Origin of the sequence: Acinetobacter sp. NEB 394 (assembly GCF_013374795.1) — a bacterium.
Lineage (GTDB): Bacteria > Pseudomonadota > Gammaproteobacteria > Pseudomonadales > Moraxellaceae > Acinetobacter > Acinetobacter johnsonii.
In genome coordinates this window covers 2,641,587-2,668,169 of sequence record NZ_CP055277.1, presented here as the reverse complement: position 1 = coordinate 2,668,169, position 26,583 = coordinate 2,641,587, and the positions used below count along the sequence as shown (strand labels likewise).

Here is a 26,583-nt window from a genome sequence, read left to right as displayed (position 1 = left end):
AGACTCCGTTGAGAATAGCCCAACAGTAAATGCATTCTATTGAAATGCCTTTACTGATCAGTCGTACATTGTTTGATGGGCTTTTTTATTGGTTTTTTAACAGATTATCTAAAACAATCGTGACATTTTGGTGTCATACCAATAAATCATTCATTTTATTTATCGCCTAGTACGGACGCCCACCTGCAAGACTAATACGCTTTAGTAAGCGACGTTGATCGACAGGAAAGGGACGACGTGAATGTAGTGTCGCCTGATTGTCCCAAAAGACAATATCTCCAGTTTCCCAATGATGTTCATAGCGGAACTCAGGTTTCAGGATGTGCGCACGAAGTGCAGCAATCAGTTCACTGCCTGCCGTATCATCGACATTGAGCAATTCAACTTCCGAACGAGTATTGAGCCAAAGCGCTTTACGCCCAGATTCTGGATGTGTGCGGACTAAGGGATGAGGATAGGCATGACCTAAAATGGGTTGATCTTTAAAGCGATAATAAGGGCTGTCTCCATAACCCGTATTGCCTGTATTAATTTGCGCACGGACGAATGGGTTATAAGTAATCAGCTGTAGCTGGTCGATCTGCTTTTTGACGTCATCGGGAAGTGCATCATAGGCTTTGATGGTATTGAACCAAGAGGTTTGTCCGCCGTCTTGAGGAAGCTCAAGGGCATAGAGCAGAGAGCCAAAAGAGGGAAGCGGTATCCACTGGTGATCGGCATGTGGGGTGAGTTCGCCATGACCAGTATAGTCGCCTTGACCGACCGCATTGGAAACAGGAACCACATCGGGTGGAACACCAGTGTCAGACTGACTAGCCAGCACAGGATTGTCTGCACTTGGACGGAAAATAGAACCAAAATAGCTGGCAAATGCTAAATATTGCAGATCATCCAAAGTTTGGTTTTTAAAAATTAAAATTAGATGTTCAGCCAAAGCTTGTTTTAAGCGATAAATGGTTTCTCCTGCTTGGGCTTTACGGGCATCTAAACCAAAAACCACAGCACCTAAGGCTTCTTCCGCCAGTGGGATAATTTGTATTTCTTCTGGATTTTGAAATTGTTCAGGTTGATGCCAACGCGGGGCATCATAAATCGCTTGTGAAAGTTGGGTTAATGCGGTCATTTTGATTATTTTCTCTAGATATAGGGTCTAGAGAAAATGTAATCAAAATATGTGTAATCTTAAAATTAAAAGAAGTTCTAAACTTATGAAAAAATTTAAAAAAAATACTAAGCTAATGATTATATTGCTTTTCTTTTATAATGAAATATATAGCTCAAAATATGCAGATTTAATGAGCGCAAAATGCCTGATTAAAATACTCAAACAGGTCAGGCGTATTCAGCCAAAGGCTAATCGCCAGAGCAAACAAAGCAATAATGCTAATGCCGATACCGCATTTGAGCCATAAAAATGAATTAGTCATGGACAACCGCCTTTTCATCGACAAAGAAATGTACCAGTACGCCAAAAACACTCAGAATAATAGAGAACAGCCAAATCAAGTCATAATTGCCTGTCACGTCATGGTTCACACCACCTAGCCATCCACCGAAAAATGAACCAACTTGATGGGTAAAGAACACGATCCCGCTCAGCATGCTGAGGTACTTAATACCAAACATATTGGCTACAATACCGTTGGTCAAAGGTACTGTAGATAACCATAATAAACCCATCACCACACCAAAGCTATAGATGGTGAATGTGCTGAGCGGGAGCATTAAAAAGACAATAATTGCAATGCCTCTGAGCCCATATAAGCCCATCAGTAACTTTGGTTTAGAATATTTCCCACCTAGCCAACCAGCAGTGTAGGTGCCAACGATATTAAATAAACCGACCAGCGCTAAGAAAACAGTTCCTGTGGTTGCATTAAAACCATGGTCAATCAAATAGCCAGGTAAATGGATACCTATAAAGACTACTTGGAAGCCACAGACCAAAAAACCAAGTGATAGGAACCAAAATGGTTTATGGTTTTTCGCAATGACTAAAATATCTTTAAAACTGAGCTGAACTTGATTGGTTGACGCATTCGGTACAACAAAGGCAGGAGCTTTGAGCATCCAGGCCAGTGGAGCAATCATCGCAATTAAAAGCGCACTAACGACCAACGCCGCAGACCAGCCAAAGTTTTGTAACAGCAGTAAGGTGGATGGCAGCATAATGAACTGCCCAAAAGAACCCGCTGCACTGGCAATACCCATAGCAAGACTACGTTTTTCAGGCGGTGCAGCACGACCCACCGCGGATAACAATACAGAAAAAGAGGTCGCAGATAATGCTAGGCCCAAAATAAGACCGACACTTAAGTTGAGTAACCAACCCGTAGAGCTGACTGCCATGAGCAGTAAACCGATGGTATACAACACACCACCGACGGCAACCACAATTTTAGAGCCATATTTATCTGCTAATGCACCTGTAAAGGGCTGCGCAGCGCCCCAAATTAGGTTTTGCATCGCAATCGCTAGACTAAAAACATTATGTCCTCAGCCAAACTCATCACTCATAGGCACAAGGTAGAGTCCAAAGCCATGTCGGACACCCAGTGATAATGCCAGAATTATTGCACTTCCAATGAGCATATAAATCAGCGGTTTGGAAAAACGAGTTTCTGACATATTTCAACCAAAAAATGAGCTTAGAGTTCGCTATATTAAGTGAATTATTTGCTGAAAGCGATGATAAAAAATTGACAATTTGATCAATAAAAACAATGAATATTCATGGAAAAAGACGACTTGGTGTCGTCTTTTTGGTAGTTTTTAAAGCTTAGAATCGGTAGCCGACACCTGCATAAGCCAGAATGGGGTTAATTTCAATATCAGCTGTGGATTTGATCAGTTCACCGTGCGTAGCATCTTTGACGGTGATCGTCGTTTCATTTTTAAGATGAGCATAGGACACGGAGCCGACAGCAAACCATTTATCATTAAAGTCATAGGTGAAACCCACGGTTGCAATAGGCGCGAAGGCATCAGTTGCTTCTAGCTTAACTTTGGGATTGGCGGAACTCTTTTTCCCTTCAAGTGCAGCACCAGCATTTCCTTCTTTAATATTGGCAATCATATGACCTGCCGCAATCAAGTCTTTTTCAGTTTGTGGGTTAATTTCCAACTCATTAAAGTAGGCATACATCATTCCAACACCGACATAGGGGCGGAATTTATTTACCCCTGTTTTACCAAAGTGATATTGGAACTCGAAAGCAGGTGTCCATGCACGTGCAGATGCCGCAGGGCCGTGTGCTTCCAAATCGGTAATGAAAATATCATTTTCAAGTTCTAAATTTCCTAAAGCTCCGCCCATAGGTGTTGCAGTTGCTGAAAAAGGCGCATAAATTTTTCCTTTACCTTGTAAATCGACTTTTGGTGGAATCCCTGCTTTCATTTCAAAAGAAATATTGTCGGTAAAAAAGTAATTAGTCATGATGCCCAATGTGGTGACATCATCGGCTTCTAAACCCGTACCTGGATTATCCCATTGACTGAGTCCACGGATTTCAGCAGTCCCACTTAATGCTGAGGGGATATCAGCATTAATTAAAGCAAGCCCATCAAGAGTAGCCTTTAAGAGAGGATTGACGCTACTTCCTGGCTTGATATTGTCGAGCACCGTTTGTGCTTTGATATCTCCAACTTTTGCAGTTTCGCCTTCTTTAACCGATGTGTTAACTCGGAAGGGTTGAGCTTTACCTTGTGGCATGACGTGTAAAGCACCGACCGATACAGAAAAGCGTTTAAATCCATCACCATCTTGTAGACTAAAATAAGGTGAATCTGCATGTGTGAGCATAGGCAAGGCAGCAATAGACGTTGCTACACAAAGCAATGTTTTTTTCATTCTGGGACTCCATGTCCAAATTAGCTATTCGTTTTTATAGAGCGTATTATTAAGGTTGCTGCTACGATAAAGCTGTTGTTTTTGAAGGACATGTGTTTTTGACATTTGTGAATGTCAAAACCTGTTTTGTGTGATCGTGTTACTTGCTTGCAATCTTTGTTACAGATGAATGAATATAATAGAGCGCTACTGTTGAGTATTTTTTGATTATAAATGTTTGTAAAATAAAGAATAAATTTCAAATCCAATATTTGCTCAGCCATAAAAAAGACCACCAGAAGGTGGTCTTTTTGACAGATGGCATCATATTTCATGCCAATGACAGCAATTAAGACTGAAAACGTGATAAATCTTCTTCAGGGCGTGCAGTTAAAACTTCAACCCCGTTTTTAGTGACTAATAATGTATGTTCATACTGTGCAGACAAGCTATGGTCTTTGGTCACTACCGTCCATTTATCGCCCAGTAATTTAGTTTTCCAGTCACCACCATTGACCATTGGCTCAATGGTAAAGGTCATGCCTTCTTCTAAAATCATGCCTGAGTTTGGCTGACCATAGTGTAAGACTTGGGGTTCGTCATGGAACACAGTTCCAATACCGTGACCACAATATTCACGCACGACACCAAAACGTTCCGATTCGACATATTGTTGAATGGCATGACCAATGTCGCCAATGGTTGAACCCGGCTTCACTGTTGCTATTCCACGGTACATTGCTTCTTGTGCCACTTTACATAAACGATTCGCGAGAATAGACGTCTCGCCACCCACGATGTACATCATGTTGGTATCGCCGTGGAAACCATCTTTAATGACCGTCACATCAATATTTAAAATATCGCCTTTTTTCAACACTTTTGCATCTGAAGGAATGCCGTGACAGACCACATGGTTTACAGAAGTACAAATCACATGTTGGAAAGCAGGGCGACCTGGTGCTGCACCGTAACCTAAACATGCTGGAATCGCGTCTTGTTTATTGACAATATAATCGTGACAAATCGTATCTAACTCAAGTGTAGTCACACCTGGTTTAATATGTGGCTTGATCATATCCAAGACTTCAGCCGCCAGTCGTCCAGCCACACGCATCTTTTCGATGTCTTCAGCGCTTTTGATGAGTCGACGGGGTGCTTCGTAAGTACTGTTCATGATCTCTAAAAACTTTTGGAAATTTGTGTGTGACTATGGTATAAATAGCCGCCCATTTTATCAAATGCTTTTTCGTGAATAAATTTCACGGGCTTTGTGCGATGGGGCAATAAAATCCGCACATATATCGACACATTTCTCTGGGTGCCCGTTAGGGTGGAGGATGCGGATATATGGAGGCCTAACCCAAACTTTAAGGTAAAGAAAATGGCAGATTACAACGTAAGCATGCGCGACCTTCTTCAAGCAGGCGCACACTTCGGTCACCAAACACGTTTCTGGAACCCAAAGATGCGTCAATACATCTTTGGTGCGCGTAACAAAATTCACATCATCAACCTTGAGCACACTGTTCCTGCGTTAAATGATGCTTTGAACTTTGTTAACAACCTTGCTAGCAAAAAGAATAAAGTATTGTTTGTTGGTACGAAACGTGCTGCTTCTAACATCATCCGTGAACAAGCACAACGTGCTGGTCAACCATATGTTGATCACCGTTGGTTAGGTGGTATGTTGACGAACTGGAAAACACTTCGCCAATCTATCAACCGTCTTAAAGACCTTCAAACTCAATCTCAAGATGGTACTTTCGCTAAGCTTACTAAACGTGAAGCTTTAGAGCGTACTCGTGAGATGGAAAAACTTGAACGCGCTTTAGGCGGCGTTAAGAACATGGGTGGTTTACCTGACGCATTATTCGTAATCGACGTTGATCACGAAGCAATTGCAATTAAAGAAGCTAAAAACCTTGGTATTCCTGTAATCGGTATCGTTGATACAAACTCTAACCCAGACAACGTAGACTACGTTATTCCGGGTAATGACGATGCGATCCGTGCAGTTACTTTGTATGCTTCTGCTATGGCTGATGCGATTCTTGCTGGTAAAGAATATGCTCAATCACAAGCAAATGCACAAGCTAAAGTTGAAGAAGCTAAAGAAGCTCCTGAGGCTTAATGCGTTTGACGTAAGCTTGTCATTTTTGCGACATGTGATGGTGGCAAAGTAAGCGTCATGTATGCAGACGGCCCAAGAGACAGCTCTGGGCCGTTTCTGTTCTAAAAAGAATTCATTTTCTACCGTATTTAGGAGATTGACATGACTGCAGTTACAGCAAGCATGGTTAAAGAATTGCGCGATCGTACTGGTCTTGCAATGATGGAATGTAAAAAAGCATTAACAGAAGCGAATGGTGACATCGAATTAGCGATTGATAACCTTCGTAAATCTGGTCAAGCTAAAGCGGCTAAAAAAGCGGGTAACATTGCAGCTGATGGCGCAATCACTATCGCTCAAGACGGTAACAAAGCGCTTCTTTTAGAAGTAAACTGCCAAACTGACTTCGTTGCTAAAGACGAAAACTTTGCTGGTTTCTCTGCTCAAGTTGCTGCTGCTGCGTTAGCTGCTGGCGAAACTGATGCTGCTAAAATTGCTGAATTGAAACTTGAAGATGGTGCAACTGTAGAAGAAGCGCGTATTGCTCTTGTTCAAAAAATCGGTGAAAACATCCAAGTTCGTCGTGCTCAAATCATTGAAGGCGAAAACCTTGCAGTTTACAAACACGGTTTAAAAATCGGTGTTGTTGTATCTTACACAGGCGATGCTGCGACTGGTAAAGGTATTGCAATGCACGTTGCTGCATTCAACCCAGTTGCTATCTCTGCTGAAGGTGTATCTGCTGAACTTATCGCTAAAGAGAAAGAAATTGCTGAAGCTAAAGCAATCGAATCTGGTAAGCCTGCAAACATCGTTGAGAAAATGGTCACTGGTTCAGTTGAGAAATACTTGAACGAAGTTGCTCTTGATCGTCAAATGTACGTAATCGACAACGACAAGAAAGTTGCTGACGTTCTTAAAGCAACTGGTACTACAGTTGTTCAATTTGCTCGCTTTGAAGTGGGTGAAGGTATTGAGAAAAAAGCTGAACTTTCTTTCGCTGAAGAAGTTGCTGCTGCTCAAGCTGCTGCAAAATAATTGAAAAATTATTTTGAGTAAAAAAAGCCCCTTTGGGGCTTTTTTTATACAATTAATAAAAATAAAACGGAGAAGTAGATAAGTGGCCAACAAAACCAACCTGAGTATTGGTGCGGTGATCGTACTTTTGATTGCTGCATATTTCGGAATCGATCTTCAAGAAAATCAATTACAAACATCGACACCATCAGTCGCGGTAGAGCCCTCTACACAGACCAGCCAACCGCAAAATCAAGTGCTTGATGGCACAGCAAAAATTGCCCAAGCGTTTCAAAGCCGGAAAAGTAATATTCAAGTTCAATCACAAGGGCGTGTTGTGGCAGTGCTTAAGGATGATAATGACGGTTCTCGTCATCAAAAATTTATTGTAGAACTCCCTAATACAATGACGGTTTTGGTTGCACATAATATTGATTTAGCACCCCGTATTGAACGCTTACAAAAAGGGGATACCGTTGGCTTCAATGGTGAATACGAATATAGTGAAAAAGGCGGGGTGATCCACTGGACACATCACGATCCACAACAGCGCCATGAAGGTGGTTGGTTAAAACACCAAGGAAAAACCTATCAGTAGTAGAGCAATTTTGTTCTATACGTTTTGCTGAATCGCAGTATGCTGAGTGTTCAGGAGAGGCCAACTCATGCACGAAATCAGACCCAGTGAATTTGTAAATTACCATCATGTTCAGGAACTTGATGGTCTTGAAATGTTAAAAGCCTCCTATCAGCATACGCAGTTTTCAAAACATACCCATGAAGGCTATTGTATTGGTTTAATTGATGAAGATGCACAATCCTTTTTGCGCACAGGAAATCAGCATATTGCGCCGCAAGGCGATATTATTTTGGTCAATGCTGATGAGGTACATACGGGTTCTTCTGCTGTTGAAACTGGTTGGTGTTATCGGGCAATTTATCCGACCCCTGAAATGATCCAAGAGGTGAGTCAAGATTTTTTTCATGAAGCCGGCACTATGCCGTGGTTTCCGCAAGCTGTGGTTCATGATGAAGGACTAGCCGAACAATTGAATTTGCTGTTCGATTTGTTGTTACAGCCGAAAAATACACTGTTTAAGCAGAGTTTATATATTTCAACTTTGGCTTATTTATTAAGTCGTTATAATCAATCTAAAAAAATATTAAAAGACTTGCCTGAAGCGCAGCGTAAAGTGGTCTTGGTACAAGAACTACTTGCTGCGGAACCTGAAAGAGAGCATCAACTGGCCGAGCTCGCCGCTGTCGTCGGGATGAGCCCATGGCATTTATTACGTCAATTTAAAAAGTTTACTGGACTTCCACCTCATGCATGGTTGGTACAGTTTCGATTACGTAAATCATTATATTTACTTAAACAAGGCTGCGAGATTGCGACAGTCGCACAACTCTGTGGTTTCTCCGATCAAAGCCATTACACTCGTCATTTTAAAAAGTCTTTGGGCTGTACGCCTGCGCAATATCTGGCACATAAAATTTAAAATAACATCAATTTCATACAAGAAAGCCATCTAAGGTATGCCGCATATTGACTCTAGCGAATTGAAAAATGGAGTCTGCTGTGCAGTCGTAATTGATCCAACAAAAAAGTTTAAGCTTTTTCCGTGGCGTACAGGATATGTTGCCGCTTTCAGTCGCCGTTATTCCATGGGGAATATTGGCAGGCTCAGCAGCGATTAATGCGGGCCTGAGTGTCATGCAAGCTGTAGGCATGTCAGCGTTAGTGTTTGCAGGTGCGGCACAATTGGTCAGTTTGAGTATGCTCATGACGGGTGCATCTTTACTGAGTATTCTGATCACCGTGTTTTTCCTAACCAGCCAGCACTTTATTTATGCACTGAGTCTAAGAGAGGAAGTGAAGCCGTGGTCGCTCAAAAGAAGACTGAGCATCGGTTTTTTGCTAACCGATGAACTCTACGCCACCGCGATGCTGAAGGAAAAGCCGTCTTATGCCTATATGTTGGGTGCAGGATTCAGCTTTTATGTCAGTTGGGTGTTGTTTAGTCTAATGGGTATTTTGCTAGCAAATAAAGTACCTGATCTTTCAACTCTCCACTTAGAATTTTCAATTGTGGTGGTGTTCTTGGTTATGGCGGTGATGCTGATTCAAAATAAGGCCGCAATTTATGGCGTGGTGAGTTCATCGATCATGGTGCTGATTTTGAGTTGGTTCGAGCTTGGATCAGCTATTTTGCTGGCTGGGTTTAGTGGCATGTGGGTTGCTGCGTTTTTTGATCAAGCGGAGGACTAAAACATGACCTGGTTATTTGTTTTGAGTTTGACCTGTGTGACTTTTTTTAATCGGTATTTATTTTTAGAGCCTAAAACTCAAATTCGGCTGCCTAAATTTGCGACACGAATGCTGAAATATGCGGCGCCTTGCCTTATGGTTTCGATTTGTTTGCCACTGGTTTTTTTTGAAGGTGGACACTGGAAAGGGATATTTGAAAATAGCTATTTTTATGGTGCAATTTTTACGCTGTTAACCACTCTTTTGACGAGAAAATTATTGCTCAGTATTTTGCTGAGTTTAGGATTTTTTTACGGTCTGAATCTGTTATTCGATTTCTAGCATTTCATCAGCAAATAGGCCTATAAAATACCGAAAAAAGCATGAAAAAGTGCGAGAGCCCGATCTTTTTCATTGCTTTTAAATTTGTGTTGCCCTAAATGCTCACCATTTGCGATTTTTTCTATGTCTATCAAATTGGCGTAGCTTTGATTGGGGAACTAAAAAAGTTGAAAATAGAGCAAATGAGGCGGGGTTTGAGAACTTTGAAGAAATAACAAGGTTTTCTTTTGAGTTTTGGTTCATAAAACTGCCCTAATTATACAAAAACAAGCAGGGCAATAGTGAATCTAATATCGCAAAAATGGCGCTTAATTTACTAGGTAATTCATAAAATCATTCTAATTTGACCAATGCATAAAACTACAGTTCAGGGTAGGCAGAAAAATTGGCTTTGATCAGATAAGAATGAGCTGAGAAAATATTTAATTTTGCTAGTCTTCCACCGCTGTAAAAATGTGAGCGCACTCACTTCAAAAAATCAGATCGATGTGATTTTTTCATCTTATTCAAACTAAGCATCTGGAAGGAATCAAATGCTGGAGGTCGATCTATTGAGTGTTACGTAAATATGGGCTCCATTAAAAAAGCCACATTACTGTGGCTTTGCTGTCAAATGCGTGCTGTAGGAAAGAATCTTAAGAGTTTGGTCCATCAATACGTTCAATGCTGACTTTTGCAGTACCTGCATTGGTAATACCCAGTTGCTTAGCAGCACCATAAGAAAGATCGAGTACACGGTTACCGTGGAATGGGCCGCGGTCATTTACTTTAACCACAACACTTTTACCATTAGCTTTATTCGTTACACGAATAAAGCAGTTTAGGGGCAAGCTACGGTGAGCTGCAGTTAATGCATTCATATCGAATGTTTCACCGCTTGCTGTTTTACGACCGTGGAACTGACGACCATACCAAGACGCCATGCCCGTTTGACTAAACTTACGTACTGTATTTGATGCAACAGTATTTAACTTTTCAATCACTGAAGGCTCTTCTTCAGGGATCTCAATTTTTGCAGCGATTGTTTCGCGACGAATTTTATCGCCTGAACGTTCAGTGATTGAAAGGCTATTTAAATTTGAGAAGTGTGAGTTGAAGCCTTGAGCATCTTTATTCAAGACACGCGCAGCTAGGCGAGAGTTATCGTTATCATTGGTAAATGATGACTGAACCATCTCTGCTTGCGATTGGCTCAGCGCGATGGTCGAGGCAATGGCCAGTATATATTTAAGTGAAGACTGCATTTATAAACTCCAAAAGACAATACTTTTTTCTTTAAACTAAGTGGTTGAAAGATAAAAAAACTTGCCTGTTAATTCACTTTTGCAACAACATTTGACGAAATGGATAATATTCATGCAGTCATAAGCATGTCTAGTGTTTAATTAAAATAATGATAAAAACTACATAAACCGAACATTTTTTGATTAAAAAATAACCAATATTGTAACAAGGTATGAAAAATGCCGAAATTTACATCATTTTTAAATATTTTTTTATTGACATCTCAAGCTTGAGTAAAAAGCTAGCCCTATCGGCTAGCAATTTCAGCCCCTAATTGCCACACTGCAGTCGCATACATACGGCTCTTGTTATAGGTCGTAATCACTTGAAAGTTAGGGTAAGTGATGTAATAACTTTGCCCATAATTTTCCTGTAGTTGGATCACATTCACCATATCTAAATCATCGATTTTGACAATCGGATTGGTCGGTTGAATGCCCTGATTTTTTAAAACACCATAAGGCGTCGGTAAAGTTAAATCTTTGGCAATGACCGCTTCAGGATTCGAGCCACTATAACGTGCTGCGAATCCAATTGGCTGATTACGTTGCCAGCCATGATTTGCTAAATAGTTGGCAATCGAGCCGATGGCATCGACAGCTGAATTGCGTAAATCGACATGACCATTGCCGTCATAATCCACACCAAACTTTGGAATATTGCTTGGCATAAATTGTGGGTAGCCCACCGCACCTGCATACGAACCTACAACTGAGTTGGTTGGCACGCCATCTTTATAACTCCATGCGATTAAGGCGCTGAGTTCATCTTGGAAATATTGCTTACGACGTTCGTAACCAAAACCTAAAGTTGCTAAGGCATCACGGGTGACAAAATTACCTTTGTTCGTCCCAAAACCTGTTTCTACCCCTAAAATGCCGAGAATGACTGATTGCGGTACACCAAATTGTTGTTCGGCACGGTTTAAAGTATCTGCATATTGGGCTTTAAAACGGACACCTCGTTGAATGGTGCTTTCTGCCATAAAGTTGGTTTTATATTCGTACCATGGTTTACTTTCACCAGGACGGTTCATAATGTTGATGATGTTGGGTACATTTTTAGAACCATTCATCGCCCAATCGACTTGTTCAGCAGACAGACCATAATTTTGCATGGTTTTTTGTTTAAAGCTGAAATAGTCAGGATGAGAAGCGAAATCGTTGGCTTGGCAAAAACTGGTGATCGACAAAGCGCCAATCAATAAAGGTAAACGTTTAACTTTGTTATAAAAGTTTAAATTTAACATAGAAGTCTAATTTCCAGAGTCGTTATTGGCAGTGGAGCAAAGCGAATAGGGTAAAGCCCATAGTTCGCGTTTCTGTTATGTCGAAATTCTTGTGAACGGAGTCTAGCGTGAATAGGCTTTAAGATAACATTGTCTGTACTGAAGCGGGCAAATAGGTATACAAAAAAAGACAAACTCAGCCTATATAAAGGACAGATCAATCAAAATGGTACAGTTTTTTAGGCAGAGTATTTACGTGACTATATAAGTCAAGTTTTATTGACTGATATAAAAAGTCTTCCTTATATAGAGGCAATTAAAATTGTAGTGTTTAGGGTCTAGTGACAATGACAAAAAGATCTGGTCTCAGCTTATATATGGACTTTATATAGCTTTATATAAAGAGCAAGAAATCACAGCTTAGAAACCAAAATGACCCTACATAAATAGAGTCATTTTGATCTGAAAAGTCTCGAAAACTTTTAGTACTTAAGCATGAAATAAGGTGTCGTGATATTCAGCTAAAGCTAAAAGTTCATCTTTGGTTAAATTGGGGATGATTTTATTGGCAGCAATATGCACTGCTTTAATGACAGCTGCAGAACCGATATCGGCCGCTTTACGCTTAATCATGCCCAAATCGAGGGTTTTATTAAAGTCATTCATGAAGTGGCGTACCGTCGCTTCAGCAAACTGTTTATACAGTTCGGTTAACGCGGCTTTATCTACTTCATTGCCTGCTTTAATTTCAGCATAGTTATATTTGAGGCTGGTCACTAAGCTTGCATCTAACGCTTCACCCACACGGAACTGACCTTCAGCATCTTTAAACAAACTTTTTTCAGAAAACTGAATCGATGCTTGAACCACATCATTCGATGATTTGCCTAAAAGCTGCTTCAACAAAACCGCAACTGTTGACTTAATATAGCCAGCCAGTTTCTCGGCTGTGTCACGTTTATCACTCGGTGGAAAACGGCGAACTAACTCAGTCAAAATGGCATCAATAATTTCATCATTGATGAGGAGTGCTGTTTTATCTCGAAGTGGATATAAAGGCTCACTTGAGTCTTTCTTCTGCTGAGCAGTTTGAATAGTCTGTAAAAGTTCAGTCGATGGAATAAAACCAAAAAATGGCATCGTGTATTAACCTCAATGTTCTTTATTTTATTGTCGCGCCAATCGAATTGGGCGGGGCATCCATGACACATCTGACACACGACAAGGGTTAATGTCTAAACCACCACGACGTGTATAAGCTGCGTACACCATCAGCTTTTCAGGTTTCAAATTTTGCCAAATATCGGCAAATATTTGTTCCACACATTGTTCGTGGAAACCGTTGTGCTGACGATAAGAGATAATATAAGCCAGTATACTGTTATAACAAGGCTTTTTACCTTTATATCGGATAAATACCGTGCCCCAATCAGGTTGTCCAGTGACTGGACAGTTACTTCTGAGTAAATGCGAGTAAATCTGTACTTCAACATCTTCCGCAGCATCATCTAATGCCAATAGATTTGCATTGGGATGATTTTCCAATTGGGTCGGAGTCAGTTCATCAATACAGATACCTTCAGGTTGACTAATTTCCACATCATCGACATGAAAAAGATCAATATTCACATCTGCGCCAGCCGCTGCCGATAAATCCTGTTCGACTGTTTCTTTAAACGTAGCTTTAGACTCAAACTGAGTAAAGTTCATGCTATTAAAGTAAAGTTTTAATGACTTTGACTCAATGAGGTTGGGCGAGGTGGCCGGTAGGCTGATGCGACCAATGGCAACTTGCGGAACACCAAGGTGATTTAACCAAGAAATTTCAAAAACATGCCACCAGTCTTTACCTTGTTGAATACCTTCAACATGCGCATAGTGCTCACGTGCTGTGGCACGGGCTATAGGAAAAAGAATATCGGGTTGATAAGTTGTAGGGTAATTGGTGTCTTTACCCAAAAGAGAATGTTCTACACTCATTATTCACGCATTCCTGAACCACGAGAAAGTAAATAGTAAGCAATGCCATAAAGCACTGCACAGCATATGGTCATAACAGATAGGGAGACGACGACGTTAACATCGCTATGACCTAAGATACCGAAACGAAAAGCATTGACCATATATACAATCGGATTGATCAACGATAAATTTTGCCAAAAAGGGCTGAGTGCTGAAATGGCATAAAATACGCCACCTAAATAAGTTAAAGGCGTCAGCACAAATGTTGGGATGATGGAGATATCATCAAAAGATTTCGCATACACCGCATTGATAAAACCACCCAGTGAAAATAAGAACGAGGTGACTAAGACGGTGTAAATGGTAACAAACCAATTGGTAATATAAAGGTCAGTAAAAAATAAACTCATAGCTGTCACAATAATACCGACCAAGACCCCGCGACAGACACCACCTAAGACAAAGCCCCATAAAATGGCATGCAAAGGTACAGGACTCATGATTAGCTCTTCAATACTTTTTTGAAATTTGGCACTAAAAAAGCTCGAAGAAACGTTAGCATAACTGTTGGTAATCACCGCCATCATAATTAGTCCAGGTACGATGAACTGCATATAGCTAAAACCGCCCATCTCACCAATACGAGAACCGACCAAATTGCCAAATATCACAAAGTACAAGCTCATGGTAATGGCAGGTGGAAGTAAGGTTTGCGGCCAGATGCGCATAAAGCGGCGAATTTCTTTATGCACCAGAGTATATAAAGCTACGCTAAGTTGATTTAAGTTCATGGCGTAGTTCCTTCGAGATTTTTTTCGACCATCTTCACAAACAGTTCTTCTAAACGGTTGGATTTATTGCGCATACTGCGGACTTGGATTCCTTGCGATTCGAGCAATTGAAATAAGTCATTGAGAGTATGCGCTCTATCCATGGTCACTTCTAAAGTCACTGTATCGACTAAATGGAAACGAACCCCAATGATGTCGATATGAATCGGTTCTATCGGTGTGGCCAAATCAAAAATAAAGGTTTCTTCATTCAGTTGATTGAGGAAATTTTTCATGCTGGTGTCTTCTTTAATGACACCACGGTCAATAATGGCAATTCGACGACACAGCATTTCCGCTTCTTCTAAATAGTGTGTGGTTAAAATGATCGATGTGCCTTTATTGTTCATTTCTGTGAGGAAGTCCCACATCGAACGACGTAGCTCAATATCAACTCCTGCTGTGGGTTCATCTAAAATAAGGAGTTTCGGTTCATGCATCATGGCACGGGCAATCATCAGGCGGCGTTTCATACCGCCTGAAAGCATACGGGCTTGAACACCGCGTTTTTCCCATAAGCCGAGTTTTTCTAAATATTCTTCGGCACGAACTTCCGCAATTTTTTTAGGAATACCATAATAGCCCGCTTGTGTGACTAAGATATCGAAGGTTTTTTCAAACTGACCGAAGTTAAACTCTTGAGGTACAACCCCTAAGCACTGTTTCGCTTGAGAGGGGTGTGTATCGAGATTATGTCCAAAGATTTCGACAGTGCCTGAGGTTTTCTTGGTCAATGAGCTGATAATACCAATCGTTGTAGATTTGCCTGCACCATTGGGTCCAAGAAGGGCATAAAACTCACCTTCAGGAACAGTTAAATCGATGCCTTTTAAAGCCTGAAACCCATTTTTATAGGTTTTGGACAAATCTCTTAACGTCAATGCATCAGTCATGAAATTCTCGAATGATTAATAATGGTACTATTGTGAGCGATTATGCCTAATAAACCAAGTAATCTACTCGCAATTCTGTGTTGCAGATATGGAACATTGTATAAAGCATAAGCAGGAAAATCACTCTAAGCTATATAGATGCTTTACCTTGTGATTTTTTTTGATATGATGTGCTCGCGCGCTCATAGCTCAACTGGATAGAGTACAGGTCTCCGAAGCCTGTGGCGTGGGTTCGAGTCCCGCTGAGCGCACCAAATCTATATTTTACCATGCATCAAAACAACCACAAACTATTATAAATACTGTATATTGTTGTTTAGTTTGTTTCACCTTATACCACTATGTAACGCTATATACCGCATTTTTAGCAGTACTTTTAGTAGTACACCGTGGTGATACTTAAAAATGTACTTCTAAACATGGCTAGAACTGTTGTAAGTCTTACTGACACAAAGATTAAATCTGAAATTTCTAAGCATAAAAAGTCACCAGATAAAGCGGTGCGCCTGTCGGATGGTAGTGGCCTTTTTCTCTTGATTGATAAAAAGGGCGGCATTTATTGGCGCTTTGATTATTTCAAACCTATTTCAAAAAAACGCACGACGATCGGTTTAGGTATCTATCCTGAATTGACGCTTGCGGATGCACGAAAGCTGCGCGAAGAGTATCGTGAACTTTTAATGCATGGTGTTGATCCTGCAGCTCGAAAGCGGGAATTAGAAGAGCAAGCCCGATTCGCACAAAATAATACGTTTGAAGCGGTCGCACGTGAATTCATGAAGACTGAAAAACTGGCTGAATCCACAATGCATCGTAATCAGTTTATCTATCGCTATTTGTTTGATGCGATTGGTCATAAACCGATTCATGAAATTACTGCACGTAATTTGTTAGATGTTTGTCAAATCTATGAGCAGCAGGGCAAGACTGAAACGGCACGTCGAATGCGTTCAAAGGCAGGGCAAGTGTTCCGTTATGGTTTAGTGCTCGGTCTATGTGATCGGAATGTTGCCTTAGATATTCAGGGTTTATTACAGCCACACCATAAAATTCATCATCCCGCAGTGACAGATCCATCATTGCTTGGACAGCTATTGGTTGCTGTTGATAAATACATGAAACGCGGTTCAATCATCACGTGTTATGCATTGCGGATTTTGCCGCATATCTTTGTGCGCCCTAGTGATTTGCGTTTTGCAAAATGGTCGGATGTGGACTTAGATAATGCCACATGGTCCTTTACACCGGCAAAAACAGAAACAAAAATGGGGACACAGTTGATTGTTCCGCTTTCACAACAGATTTTAAAACTTTTTAAAGAATTGAATATGATTACTGGCAATAATGAATATTGTTTTGCGACATATCAGGGTGATTCGCCTGTTTTGTCTGAAAGTACCATGAATAAAGCTTTGAAAAATTTAGGTTGGGAAAATGGTGAAACCACGGGGCATGGTTTTCGTGCTACGGCTCGCACTTTGTTGGATGAAGTTTTAAGATTTCCGATTGAGCGTATTGAGCAGCAGCTTGGGCATCAAGTGCGTGATATGCATGGACGTGCATATAATAGGACCAAGTATTTAGATGAACGTAAAGTGATGATGCAGGCGTGGTCGGATTATTTGGATACATTAAAAGAAAAAGCCCTCAATTGAGGGCATAGATTTGTTCTTTGTAGGCTTCTGCCAAATTCTTTGGTAGCTTTACGCGGACGGATCTGCCGAATTCAACTCGTTCAAGTTCACCACGTTCAAACATGCGATATACAGTTGAGCGTCCGATTTTGAGCAATTTTTGAGTTTGTGCAATTGTTAAAACCATTATGGAATTTCTCTTAAACTTAAAATTACGTTTTCCGGTGATGCTTCTACATCATTTCAATAAAAATCACTGTCTGCTCAAATGTGCTCTCAGCATACAGCGGATTAACTCATTTAAATTAACTCAAAAAAACGGAAAATTTTTTTTACATCAAGAAAGTTGTATAATGTTTAAAATCAATAACTTATATTGATTTTATTTAATTTTTTTTAAATTTATCTAAAAAAAGTGCTTTGGGCTATTTAAGCTGTATGGATTGATTGCTGAGTAAGATTTCTTGATATTTATCTTCTGCTAGGGCAAATATTAAGATTATTTTTCTATTAAAATGAAAAATAAATTTTTAATTTTAAAATAGTGTGACTTAGTTCAAAACTGTACGTTACACAGCAAAAAATTGTCCGTTTCATCCATTTTCTTGATTTTTTTAATTGCGTTACACAGCAAAATTTTGTGCGTTACACGGCAGAAAATACGATGTTACATGACATAAATAAAAAACTATAAAATCAATATCTTATTTATTTTCTATTGGGTTTGAAGATCTCTTTTTAAGCGCTATTTTATTCTTAATATCACTTTTTAATGCTTTTGACGAATAAAAGGTGAATCAATGGAAATTTTCTTATATGTCATCATATTTTTAGACTTAAAAACAATTAATGCCTTTATCCAGCTCGATTCGTATCAATCTTATCTATTTTTATTCTTCGATTTTCTGAGTCAGCTCAAAGCTTTTTTAATAAAAATTCAATGAAACAGGACGGTTGAAGATCTGTTTTTTCGCATTTGATTATCATCAAAAGTGTGAGGGAGAGTCCCTCTAAAATTTAGAAGGAGTCAAGCAAGCCTACCTGTAGCTACAAACAACGAATTCTGCGAATTCATTATTTGGTACGCAACAGGGCTTGTTAGGGGCGACCCCCTAAGACCCCAAAAAAACTTCAATTCATATGAGGTGGATGATGAAAAAATCAAAACGCGATATTACAAAAAGGTTTCGTTTAACTGATGAGCAGGCAAAACGGTTAGATAGCTATCTTGAAAAGAACAAATTTACATTTACCGATTTCACGCACTATTTAATTAAGAGTGAATTAGATCGTCGAGGTTGGTTGTGCAGTGAAAATGAGACTTTTGTTGAAACGGATGTCAGCAATATTCATGTCGATTTGCCAATTCGACGGAGGAAGCGGGAAAAATTTAATATTACTGGTCGTCCAGCTCCAGAGGTTGATCCTCAGCTATTAAAAAAATTAGGAGGAATTGGGCATAACGTGAATCAGATTGCACGTTCGCTCAATATTATTTGCGGATATCAAATGGATGTCATGCAACAGTTTTCTTTTATAGACTGTCTTGATGTACTAGTAGATATACAACAACAGATTCATAAATATTTACCTGAAATCCCTCAATATACGATTTCAGTAAAACGTGCAGCTTATAAGAGTTCAAAAGTAGAAAGCTCAATGCAAAAAGTTGAGCTTACATCATGATTATCAAATTTTTACCAGTGGGTACTGGTGATCCGAAGCTGGCAGTTTCATATTTGATTGGTGAGCTAGATCATAACGGTGATAGGCGAGCTGATGTAGAGATTTTAGCAGGCGATCCATTCACATTTTCTGCGCTTGCAGAGAGTGTTTCATTTAAATATTGCTATACATCTGTTGTTATTGCCTGGTCACCAAAGGATCTCGTGACGGATGAGCATATCAGTGAAGTTGTTTCTGAATTTCAACAGCACATTGGGGCAGGGCTTGACTGAACCGTACCGGGTTTGTCGGAGAGTCAATATTCTGAGAGACTACCCCGATGACAAAATTAAAATATACCCCTGAAATCAGAGAAAGAGCGGTTCAATTATTGATTGAATCTGAAAAAGATTATCCTTCTACTTGGGCTGCAATCACAGCAATTGCGCCTAAGATTGGTTGTACTCCTGAAACACTACGTGTTTGGTATCAAAAATATTTAGATAAACAAAATCCAGTTAAAGTACAGCAGCTTTCAGACCAAGAACGTATCAAACAACTCGAACGCGAAAATAAAGAACTGCAACGCGCCAATGAGATTCTACGTAAAGCAGCCGCTTTTTTCGCCCAGGCGGAGCTCGACCGCCCACACAAATAATGGTGGATTTTATCCATAACAATAAAGATCGATATGGTGTTGAAGCGATTTGTAGAATTTTACCGATTGCAGCTTCAACCTATTACCGGACTTTAGATCTCGCTGACAATCCAGAACATCGAGCGAAACGAGATCTACATGATGAGCATCATGCTGAACAAATTAAACGAATTTGGAAGGAAAGTTTAGGTCGATATGGTGTACGTAAAGTCTGGCAAAAACTGAAACGTGAAGGCTATATTATTGCGCGCTGTACTGTTGCTCGATTGATGCAAAAGCTAGGTATACAAGGTGTTTGGCGTGGTAAGAACAAACAAACCACCCGTAGCCGAGATGACCAAAAACGGGCAGATGATTTAGTGAAACGTAATTTTAGAGCTGATCAGCCTAATCACTTGTGGGTTGCTGACTTTAGTGTGCCGCAGCAAGCGGCGTAAGAGATGAGGGTATGGCCCCTCGCTATCGGCTTGCAGGAGCAGGTAGCAAACCACCATAAGCGGCTTGGATCAAAAGTCCCGGTCGTGAGCGTTATGGAAAAGGCATCGTAGAGATGTCAGGTAAGAATTAGGAAGGCGAACACCAGTGAACTGCCGTTCAAGTGTCGAAAGTACTCAAATGACATCAAAACCGGGGATGGAAGTTACCCCGCGATTAGTTTGGCCGTTACCTGCTTACGGGCCATTCGGTGTCCGGCGTAGAGGCAGCGCGATCCTAATTCAGGCTCTTACGTTGAACTGCGGGAACCTTCGGTGGCGATGTCAAGCGAAAGGCACAAGCTCAAAAGGCAAGGCTGATAATAGCAATGCGTCACCAAGGGGCGGAGCAACTCGTAGTAGTGTTGAAGTTACTGTAATGGTAATGGAGCGAAGGGGTTGCATTATCCAGGTCTACGGATTTGTCAACTGTGCAAGCAGGAGGAGCAAAACTTTATGACCAAACCATTTAACATTCCTAAAGCGTTAATCTGGGAGGCATTTAAAAAAGTCAAAGAGAATGGTGGCGCTCCAGGCGTTGATCATGAATCTATTGAGCAATTCGAAAAGCATTTAAAGAACAACCTATACAAACTATGGAATCGACTTTGTTCTGGCAGTTATTTTCCACCGCCAGTTAAGGCTGTTCCGATTCCAAAGAAGTCAGGTGGCGTGCGTATACTAGGTATTCCAACAGTTGCAGATCGAGTCGCGCAAACAGCAGTTAAGCTCTTATTAGAGCCGAAAATTGATCCATTATTTCATCCAAACTCATATGGATATCGTCCGGGGCGTTCTGCCCATGATGCAATTGCGATAGTGAGGAGACGAAGTTGGGATTATGACTGGGTTGTGGAATTTGATATCAAAGGTCTCTTTGATAACATCGACCATGATTTACTCATGCGTGCACTCAAGAAACACTGTGAAATTCCATGGATTCTTTTATATGTGCAACGTTGGTTAAAAGCACCAATGCAACACATAAATGGCCATCTTTTAGAAAGGAATCGCGGCACACCACAAGGTGGTGTTGTGAGTCCTTTATTGGCGAATTTATTTATGCATTATGCTTTTGACATGTGGATTACCAAGAATCTTGCGAGTGTAAGATTCTGCCGCTATGCGGATGATGGAGTAATTCATTGCCGAAGTTTATCTCAAGCCAAACTTGTTTTACAAAAGATTGGTGCACGATTTCGTGAATGTGGACTCGAATTGCATCCAGATAAGACAAAGATTGTTTATTGCCAAGATGTGAATCGTCGCCAAACATATCCAGATGTTCAATTTACTTTTCTCGGGTACACGTTTAGGCCCCGTAAGGCTGTGGACAAGTATAAAAGAGTTTATGTAAATTTCTCTCCTGCAGTCAGTCGTGATGCACTTAAAACAATGCGACAGACTATTCGGAAATGGCATCTACATCTGATGTGTAATCGCGAATTAAGTGATTTATCTGCAATATTTAATCCAATTCTTCAAGGTTGGCAGCAATACTATGGTCGATTCCATGGTTCAGCAATGTCAGCGATCTGGCAACACATGAATGCTTATCTTATACGCTGGATGAGGCGTAAGTATAAAAACTTGGCCCGTCATAAAAGACGGGCTAGATATGCCTTAGGGCGACTTGCGCGTGATTTTCCAAATGCCTTTGTGCACTGGAAAATGGGATGTTTACCATCGGTTGGATAATGGGAGCCGGATGAGCTGAGAGGTTCACGTCCGGTTCTGCGAGGGGCTAAGGGTGAGATTCCCTTGGTCTACTCACCCCTATATTCAAACTCATTCAGGCTGGGTCTATACCGCCTTTATTATTGATGTGTTCTCACGAGCCATTGTTGGATGGAAAGTATCTACACGGATGAATACAGATATGGTGCTCGATGCACTTGAGCAAGCATTACACGATCGAGGCATGCCAAAGAATGTGATTCATCATTCCGATAGAGGTGTTCAATATCTTTCTATTCGCTATACCAATCGTTTAGAAGCTGCAAATTTACGAGCATCAGTCGGTACGACTGGTGACTCATACGATAATGCACTGGCTGAAACGGTGAATGGCTTATACAAAACAGAGGTGATTGAATATTTAAAAGCAGATTGGCAAGGTTTAGCAGATGTACAACTTGCGACACTAAACTGGGTAGATTGGTTCAATAAAAAGCGTGTACACAGTGCACTGGGTTATGTATCGCCTTTTGAGTTTGAAGCAATGTACTATGATAAGATTAACCCGTTAGGTCAGGTGGCCTAACTTAAATAAAAAGTCTCCGACAAACCCGGTACGGTTCACCTATCTATTAATTGCTTCTTTTTTATTACTTCTATACAAAGATCCTTTTAATTTTTTCTTTGGTGATGACCCAATTTCTTTTTTTCTTTTAATTTTTTTGATCTCTTTAAGCCTATTTTCAATATCCATATCATGTTTTGTAATAATATGTATGAATAAAAGCTTTTTTTATAAATTATTTTTATTTGTTATTGGGTCAATATTAACAGTAACGACATCTTATATTATTTTTATAGGTAACTATGTCTATAGATCCTATAAATTTCCAGAAGTAATATTATCACACTCAATTTCTGAGGCTTTAAAGGGACAGATTCCTACATTACTAACTAGACTCTATGCAACTTATATGGACAACAAAATATACGTCAATAACTTTGACAACTATCAAGATTATAGAAGTCACTCTTTAAATCCTAAAAAAAATATGCATTCTTATTATGCTTCTTCTCACACGAATGGAGGTGTTACGGACTCTCATATTGATAGTGGTTATGGTAGTGGATATGGTTATGGTGAGGGTAATGAAAGTACTTATAACGAGATTATGGACTACGCAGAAAATTATTCAAACTATGATTCAGGTCCTGGTGTACACGAAGTTAGTGGCTATACACGGAGTGACGGTACCGAAGTTGATGGATATTTAAGAACTAATCCAGATGGAATTGAAGAAAATAATTTTAGTTATCGTGGCTATTAGATTTACTGGATGTGGATGAATAGACTTCCGTCATAAATCAAAAAACGTACAATTTATTTGATCTTAAATTAATCAGCAAAATTATTTAATTCAAGAGATAATCCTTGGATGAAATTCAAAGATATTCAAAAATTATCAGACGTTAAGTTTCGTAGGCTTACTGGTGTTAGTTGGGCTACATTTAACCTCATGTTGGCCGAGCTAAATAAGCAGTTACCTCGTCATATTGGTAAAGGACGACCGCATAAATTACCGTTGGAAGATCGTTTGCTCTTATGTATAGAATATTGGAGAGAATATCGAACATTTTTCCATCTTGGTATGAGTTACGGTGTATCTGAAACGAGTGCAATTCGTATCACACGTGTTATTGAAGATACCTTAATCCGTTCTGGAAAATTTAACTTGTCAAAACAACTTCCTAATCGAGATGAAGTGGATTGGGAAGTTGTTGTGATTGATGCAACTGAAATATTAGTTCAACGTCCAAAAAAAACAGAAGAAATGGTATAGCGGTAAAAAAAAGCGACATACCTTTAAATTTCAGCTATCTATGCACTATACAACAGGTGAAATACTGAGTGTATGTGGAAGTCATGGAAGCATGCATGATTTTAAAATATTTAAAAAAAGTATGAGGAAATTAAAATTTAAGCCCTTTTTTATCGTTGATAAGGGGTATTTAGGGATAAAGAAATTGGGTTTTGGATGCCTCATGCCATCTAAAGCAAAGAAAACTGAAAAATTAGATTCTGAATTAAAAAAGTTAAATAGAGAGATTGGTCGTAGACGAATTCAAGTAGAGCATGTATTTGGAAGGATGAAATGTTTTAAGATTTTATCTTGTGTATATAGAAATCGTCGTAAAAGATTAAACCTGCGGTTTAATTTACTTGCTGGCATATACAATTTAGATTGGGTGAAAGATAAACAATTAAATTGATTGAAAAATGATTTATGAAGGAAGTCTAATATAAAGTATTATTTGTTAATATACATATATGATTTAACATAAAATCTCTTATTCGCAATTATAAAAACAGGAATTTTCCACCAATTCACCATCCATTTAACATAATGGTTGTTATACGCAATACACTTGTATATTAATATAAAAATCAATGGCTTAAAATTTCACACTCAACCCTAAAATCCGTAAAAAGCCGACTTTGAAACAAGTCGACTTTTTATTGAGCGGTTTTGATAGTTCTTGCCAACACGTTTGCTCAAAAAACACTCAAAAACAAGAATCACATACACTCTATAAGGCTTTTAGACTAAAAACAATCCACAATTTTTGCGGATAAACCTTGGGGTAAGTTTTGAGCAATCTTGTAAGCCAAAGCTGACATGAATTAGGGACCATTGCGTCTATGTCAGTATGGGGATTTTTCATATGATGGGAACATAGAGAACAGGATGTTCCAACACATAAAACAATAATGATAAGTGCAACAGGCTTTGTTGCACAAAGATTTAAAAAATAGAACTACCCTAAGCGACTCAAATTTAAGTGACAACTTGGGTATGAGCTCGGCCTAATTCCATAAATTTATTTAATACTGCCACACGTGCATGAATCTCATTCACCTGGCTTTGAAAACTCCGTGCACTGAGTTTATCTCCCAATAATTTGATGCAATGCATCTTGGTTTCTACCAAGCTTCGGCGATGATACCCAGACCACTTTTTCCAAATTGCTCTTCCTAGGTGCATATTCTTGTCTAAATGGACACTTAATGGTGCATTGTAGTGGACATAGATTCTTCTTTTAATTAGGCACTCTTTGTATCTAAAATGAAATTTAAAAGAGAAAAGGAAAATGATTAATATGAAAAAAACGGTTATTGCACTGAGTTGCTTAGGTATACTTTTAATGGGCTGTTCCTCGCTTCTTAATCCAAGTATTCAGAACTCACTAAAAGAAGTGAGAACATCAAAATTCCTAAAAAATGAAGATAAAACAAAAACTATTGGTGGGATTGATGCAAATAGTAATGGTGTGCGTGATGATATTGAGGAATACATAAAGCTCAAATATGGGAATAACCCTGAATTTGTTAGCGTATATATGCAGTATGCAAAAGAATTACGAAGAAAGCTGACTTTGGCTAGTGAAGATCGAGAGGTGGATCAGGAAATTTGAACAACACTTATAAGTGATATTTTGCTCCCCAAATGATGTTATAAACATCAATATATGGAGTATTTTATGGCACGTAGACCAAGAAGAAATCATTCAAATGATTTTAAAGCTAAGGTAGCACTTGCTGCGATTAAAGCAGAAAAAACACTTGCTGAATTGAGTGCTGAATTTGATGTTCATCAAAACCAAATTATCGACTGGAAAAATCAACTGATTTCAGCTTCCTCGCAAGCTTTCGATCAATCAAAAGCTCCAACAGAACCACCCATCGATCTAAAAAAACTACATGCAAAAATCGGTGAGCAGGCATTAGAAATTGATTTTTTAGAAGGTGTGTTGAAGAAACTGGGCCGCTTCAACCACAAAAGTTAATCGATGACTCACTTCAGATTTCAGTATCTAAGCAAGCTCAGCTGCTGAAAGTCTCCCGTGGTTGTTATTACTATCGCCCAAAACCTGTGAGTGCATCAGATCTGAAGCTGATGCGGTGTATGGATGAGTTACATATGCAATACCCTTTTGCAGGTAGCCGGATGATGCGTGATTTGTTGAATCGTCAAGGACATCATATAGGACGACGTCATACACGTACTTTAATGAAGAAAATGGGCATTAATGCGTTATATTGCAAACCAAATTTAAGCCAGGCTAATCAAGCTCACCGCAAATATCCATATCTGCTCAAAGGATTGGCTATTCAGCGCAGTAATCAAGTGTGGTCTACGGATATAACGTATATCCCTATGGCAAAAGGCTTTGTTTATTTATGTGCTGTGATTGATTGGCATAGCCGCAAGGTACTTGCGCATAGAGTATCGATTAGTATGGAGGTTACATTTTGCATAGAAACATTAAATGAAGCTATTGAAAAATATGGTCGACCTGAAATATTTAATACAGACCAAGGCAGTCAGTTTACCAGTGATGCATTTATTGATGTATTGAAATCAAATGGCATTCAAATCAGTATGGATGGTAAAGGTCGATGGGTTGATAATGTGATGGTTGAACGATTATGGCGGAGCGTTAAATATGAAGAGGTGTATCTCAAAGCCTACAGCAATGTTTTGGATGCGAAGAAGCAATTAAACGCATATTTTGAATTTTATAATTTGAAACGACCTCATTCGAGTCTGGACAAAATGACTCCAGATGAGTTTTACTATGACCAGCTACCACAACAAAATAAGGTAGCTTAACTAGAGCAGAGTATCACTTATAAATAAGCTTTTAGTTGTTCAAACATGTGGGACCAC

25 protein-coding genes, 1 tRNA gene, 5 pseudogenes and 1 other annotated feature are annotated in these 26,583 nt (G+C 39.6%); of the genes and pseudogenes, 18 read left to right on the top strand and 13 right to left on the bottom strand.

Annotated elements, in window-relative coordinates:
- Positions 1-166 precede the first annotated feature (166 nt).
- The 5 genes and pseudogenes from HUK62_RS12890 to map form a co-directional block, all read right to left on the bottom strand.
- A complete protein-coding gene (locus HUK62_RS12890; protein ID WP_176538054.1) occupies positions 167-1,123 on the bottom strand; it encodes a TauD/TfdA family dioxygenase in 957 nt (318 codons plus the stop codon).
- Between the two features lie 169 nt (positions 1,124-1,292).
- Positions 1,293-1,427 carry a hypothetical protein gene (locus HUK62_RS19225; RefSeq protein WP_004982541.1) on the bottom strand — a complete coding sequence of 45 codons (135 nt, stop codon included), beginning with the start codon at positions 1,425-1,427 and terminating at the stop codon, positions 1,293-1,295.
- Positions 1,420-2,628 (bottom strand): annotated as a pseudogene (locus HUK62_RS12885) (MFS transporter). Before HUK62_RS12885 ends, HUK62_RS19225 begins: the two are co-directional and overlap by 8 nt.
- A gap of 151 nt (positions 2,629-2,779) precedes the next feature.
- Entirely contained in the window at positions 2,780-3,850 is a 1,071-nt protein-coding gene (locus HUK62_RS12880) for an OmpW family protein (protein WP_176538053.1), read from the bottom strand.
- Positions 3,851-4,178: 328 nt separating this feature from the next.
- The gene (map, locus tag HUK62_RS12875) at positions 4,179-5,006 is read right to left on the bottom strand and encodes a type I methionyl aminopeptidase (RefSeq protein ID WP_004695821.1); all 828 of its coding nucleotides are present in this window, start codon (positions 5,004-5,006) and stop codon (positions 4,179-4,181) included.
- 207 nt (positions 5,007-5,213) lie between these two features.
- Here map and rpsB point away from each other — a divergent pair, with 207 nt between their 5' ends.
- From rpsB to HUK62_RS12845, 6 genes are all read left to right on the top strand, one after another.
- A complete protein-coding gene (gene rpsB / locus HUK62_RS12870) occupies positions 5,214-5,963 on the top strand; it encodes a 30S ribosomal protein S2 (protein ID WP_004982536.1) in 750 nt (249 codons plus the stop codon).
- 141 nt (positions 5,964-6,104) lie between these two features.
- Positions 6,105-6,980: a translation elongation factor Ts gene (tsf, locus tag HUK62_RS12865; RefSeq protein ID WP_004695824.1), complete on the top strand. Its 876-nt coding sequence runs from the start codon at positions 6,105-6,107 to the stop codon at positions 6,978-6,980.
- Between the two features lie 82 nt (positions 6,981-7,062).
- The gene (locus HUK62_RS12860; protein WP_176538052.1) at positions 7,063-7,557 is read left to right on the top strand and encodes a DUF3465 domain-containing protein; all 495 of its coding nucleotides are present in this window, start codon (positions 7,063-7,065) and stop codon (positions 7,555-7,557) included.
- A gap of 67 nt (positions 7,558-7,624) precedes the next feature.
- The gene (locus tag HUK62_RS12855; RefSeq protein ID WP_176538051.1) at positions 7,625-8,458 is read left to right on the top strand and encodes an AraC family transcriptional regulator; all 834 of its coding nucleotides are present in this window, start codon (positions 7,625-7,627) and stop codon (positions 8,456-8,458) included.
- A gap of 137 nt (positions 8,459-8,595) precedes the next feature.
- Complete coding sequence (locus HUK62_RS12850; RefSeq protein ID WP_228723767.1) at positions 8,596-9,228, top strand: AzlC family ABC transporter permease; 633 nt, start codon at positions 8,596-8,598, stop codon at positions 9,226-9,228.
- Positions 9,229-9,231: 3 nt separating this feature from the next.
- Entirely contained in the window at positions 9,232-9,549 is a 318-nt protein-coding gene (locus HUK62_RS12845; protein ID WP_176538050.1) for an AzlD domain-containing protein, read from the top strand.
- Positions 9,550-10,184: 635 nt separating this feature from the next.
- Here the strand turns inward: HUK62_RS12845 and HUK62_RS12840 are convergent.
- From HUK62_RS12840 to HUK62_RS12815, 6 genes are all read right to left on the bottom strand, one after another.
- Positions 10,185-10,793: a septal ring lytic transglycosylase RlpA family protein gene (locus tag HUK62_RS12840; RefSeq protein ID WP_218015299.1), complete on the bottom strand. Its 609-nt coding sequence runs from the start codon at positions 10,791-10,793 to the stop codon at positions 10,185-10,187.
- Between the two features lie 287 nt (positions 10,794-11,080).
- A complete protein-coding gene (gene mltB / locus HUK62_RS12835; protein ID WP_176538049.1) occupies positions 11,081-12,082 on the bottom strand; it encodes a lytic murein transglycosylase B in 1,002 nt (333 codons plus the stop codon).
- Positions 12,083-12,550: 468 nt separating this feature from the next.
- Positions 12,551-13,201 carry a hypothetical protein gene (locus tag HUK62_RS12830; RefSeq protein WP_004695843.1) on the bottom strand — a complete coding sequence of 217 codons (651 nt, stop codon included), beginning with the start codon at positions 13,199-13,201 and terminating at the stop codon, positions 12,551-12,553.
- 27 nt (positions 13,202-13,228) lie between these two features.
- Positions 13,229-14,041 (bottom strand): NADPH-dependent 7-cyano-7-deazaguanine reductase QueF, encoded by an 813-nt coding sequence (queF, locus tag HUK62_RS12825; RefSeq protein WP_176538048.1) that lies wholly within the window; start codon positions 14,039-14,041, stop codon positions 13,229-13,231.
- Complete coding sequence (locus tag HUK62_RS12820) at positions 14,041-14,814, bottom strand: ABC transporter permease (RefSeq protein ID WP_004982514.1); 774 nt, start codon at positions 14,812-14,814, stop codon at positions 14,041-14,043. Before HUK62_RS12820 ends, queF begins: the two co-directional genes overlap by 1 nt.
- Complete coding sequence (locus HUK62_RS12815) at positions 14,811-15,746, bottom strand: ABC transporter ATP-binding protein (RefSeq protein WP_125274252.1); 936 nt, start codon at positions 15,744-15,746, stop codon at positions 14,811-14,813. The genes HUK62_RS12820 and HUK62_RS12815 overlap by 4 nt, the downstream gene beginning before the upstream one ends.
- A 178-nt stretch (positions 15,747-15,924) precedes the next feature.
- On the opposite strand from HUK62_RS12815, the gene HUK62_RS12810 reads away from it, so the two are divergent.
- Positions 15,925-16,000: transfer RNA gene (locus tag HUK62_RS12810), tRNA-Arg, on the top strand.
- 165 nt (positions 16,001-16,165) lie between these two features.
- Complete coding sequence (locus HUK62_RS12805) at positions 16,166-17,401, top strand: integrase arm-type DNA-binding domain-containing protein (RefSeq protein ID WP_176538047.1); 1,236 nt, start codon at positions 16,166-16,168, stop codon at positions 17,399-17,401.
- On the opposite strand, the gene HUK62_RS12800 is transcribed toward HUK62_RS12805, so the two are convergent.
- Entirely contained in the window at positions 17,394-17,567 is a 174-nt protein-coding gene (locus HUK62_RS12800; RefSeq protein WP_176538046.1) for a helix-turn-helix domain-containing protein, read from the bottom strand. The genes HUK62_RS12805 and HUK62_RS12800 overlap by 8 nt on opposite strands.
- A gap of 962 nt (positions 17,568-18,529) precedes the next feature.
- Between HUK62_RS12800 and mobC the strand changes: the two genes are divergently transcribed.
- From mobC to HUK62_RS12760, 8 genes and pseudogenes are all read left to right on the top strand, one after another.
- Positions 18,530-19,066, top strand: a complete 537-nt coding sequence (gene mobC / locus HUK62_RS12795) for a plasmid mobilization relaxosome protein MobC (protein ID WP_176538045.1) — start codon at positions 18,530-18,532, stop codon at positions 19,064-19,066.
- The gene (locus HUK62_RS12790; protein WP_176538044.1) at positions 19,063-19,338 is read left to right on the top strand and encodes a hypothetical protein; all 276 of its coding nucleotides are present in this window, start codon (positions 19,063-19,065) and stop codon (positions 19,336-19,338) included. Before mobC ends, HUK62_RS12790 begins: the two co-directional genes overlap by 4 nt.
- A gap of 47 nt (positions 19,339-19,385) precedes the next feature.
- Positions 19,386-20,119, top strand: a pseudogene (locus HUK62_RS12785) (IS3 family transposase); the annotation flags it as partial.
- Positions 19,661-19,777: a sequence feature (AL1L pseudoknot), on the top strand. It overlaps the preceding pseudogene by 117 nt.
- A 513-nt stretch (positions 20,120-20,632) precedes the next feature.
- Positions 20,633-21,874 (top strand): group II intron reverse transcriptase/maturase, encoded by a 1,242-nt coding sequence (gene ltrA / locus HUK62_RS12780; protein ID WP_176538043.1) that lies wholly within the window; start codon positions 20,633-20,635, stop codon positions 21,872-21,874.
- A gap of 79 nt (positions 21,875-21,953) precedes the next feature.
- Positions 21,954-22,439, top strand: a pseudogene (locus HUK62_RS12775) (IS3 family transposase); the annotation flags it as partial.
- A gap of 190 nt (positions 22,440-22,629) precedes the next feature.
- Entirely contained in the window at positions 22,630-23,181 is a 552-nt protein-coding gene (locus HUK62_RS12770) for a hypothetical protein (RefSeq protein ID WP_176538042.1), read from the top strand.
- Between the two features lie 108 nt (positions 23,182-23,289).
- Complete coding sequence (locus HUK62_RS12765) at positions 23,290-23,694, top strand: transposase family protein (RefSeq protein ID WP_004691434.1); 405 nt, start codon at positions 23,290-23,292, stop codon at positions 23,692-23,694.
- A 37-nt stretch (positions 23,695-23,731) separates the two neighbouring features.
- Positions 23,732-24,124 (top strand): annotated as a pseudogene (locus tag HUK62_RS12760) (transposase family protein); the annotation flags it as partial.
- A 566-nt stretch (positions 24,125-24,690) separates the two neighbouring features.
- Here the strand turns inward: HUK62_RS12760 and HUK62_RS12755 are convergent.
- Positions 24,691-24,891: pseudogene (locus HUK62_RS12755) on the bottom strand (IS5/IS1182 family transposase); the annotation flags it as partial.
- 121 nt (positions 24,892-25,012) lie between these two features.
- Here HUK62_RS12755 and HUK62_RS12750 point away from each other — a divergent pair.
- Both HUK62_RS12750 and HUK62_RS12745 read left to right on the top strand, forming a co-directional pair.
- On the top strand, positions 25,013-25,327 hold the full coding sequence (locus HUK62_RS12750) for a hypothetical protein (RefSeq protein WP_228723693.1): 315 nt from the start codon (positions 25,013-25,015) through the stop codon (positions 25,325-25,327).
- Positions 25,328-25,393: 66 nt separating this feature from the next.
- A protein-coding gene (locus HUK62_RS12745; protein ID WP_223235881.1) for an IS3 family transposase occupies positions 25,394-26,526 on the top strand; the annotation gives its coding sequence in 2 pieces (ribosomal slippage) (positions 25,394-25,646 and positions 25,646-26,526; 1,134 coding nt in all).
- Positions 26,527-26,583: the final 57 nt, after the last annotated feature.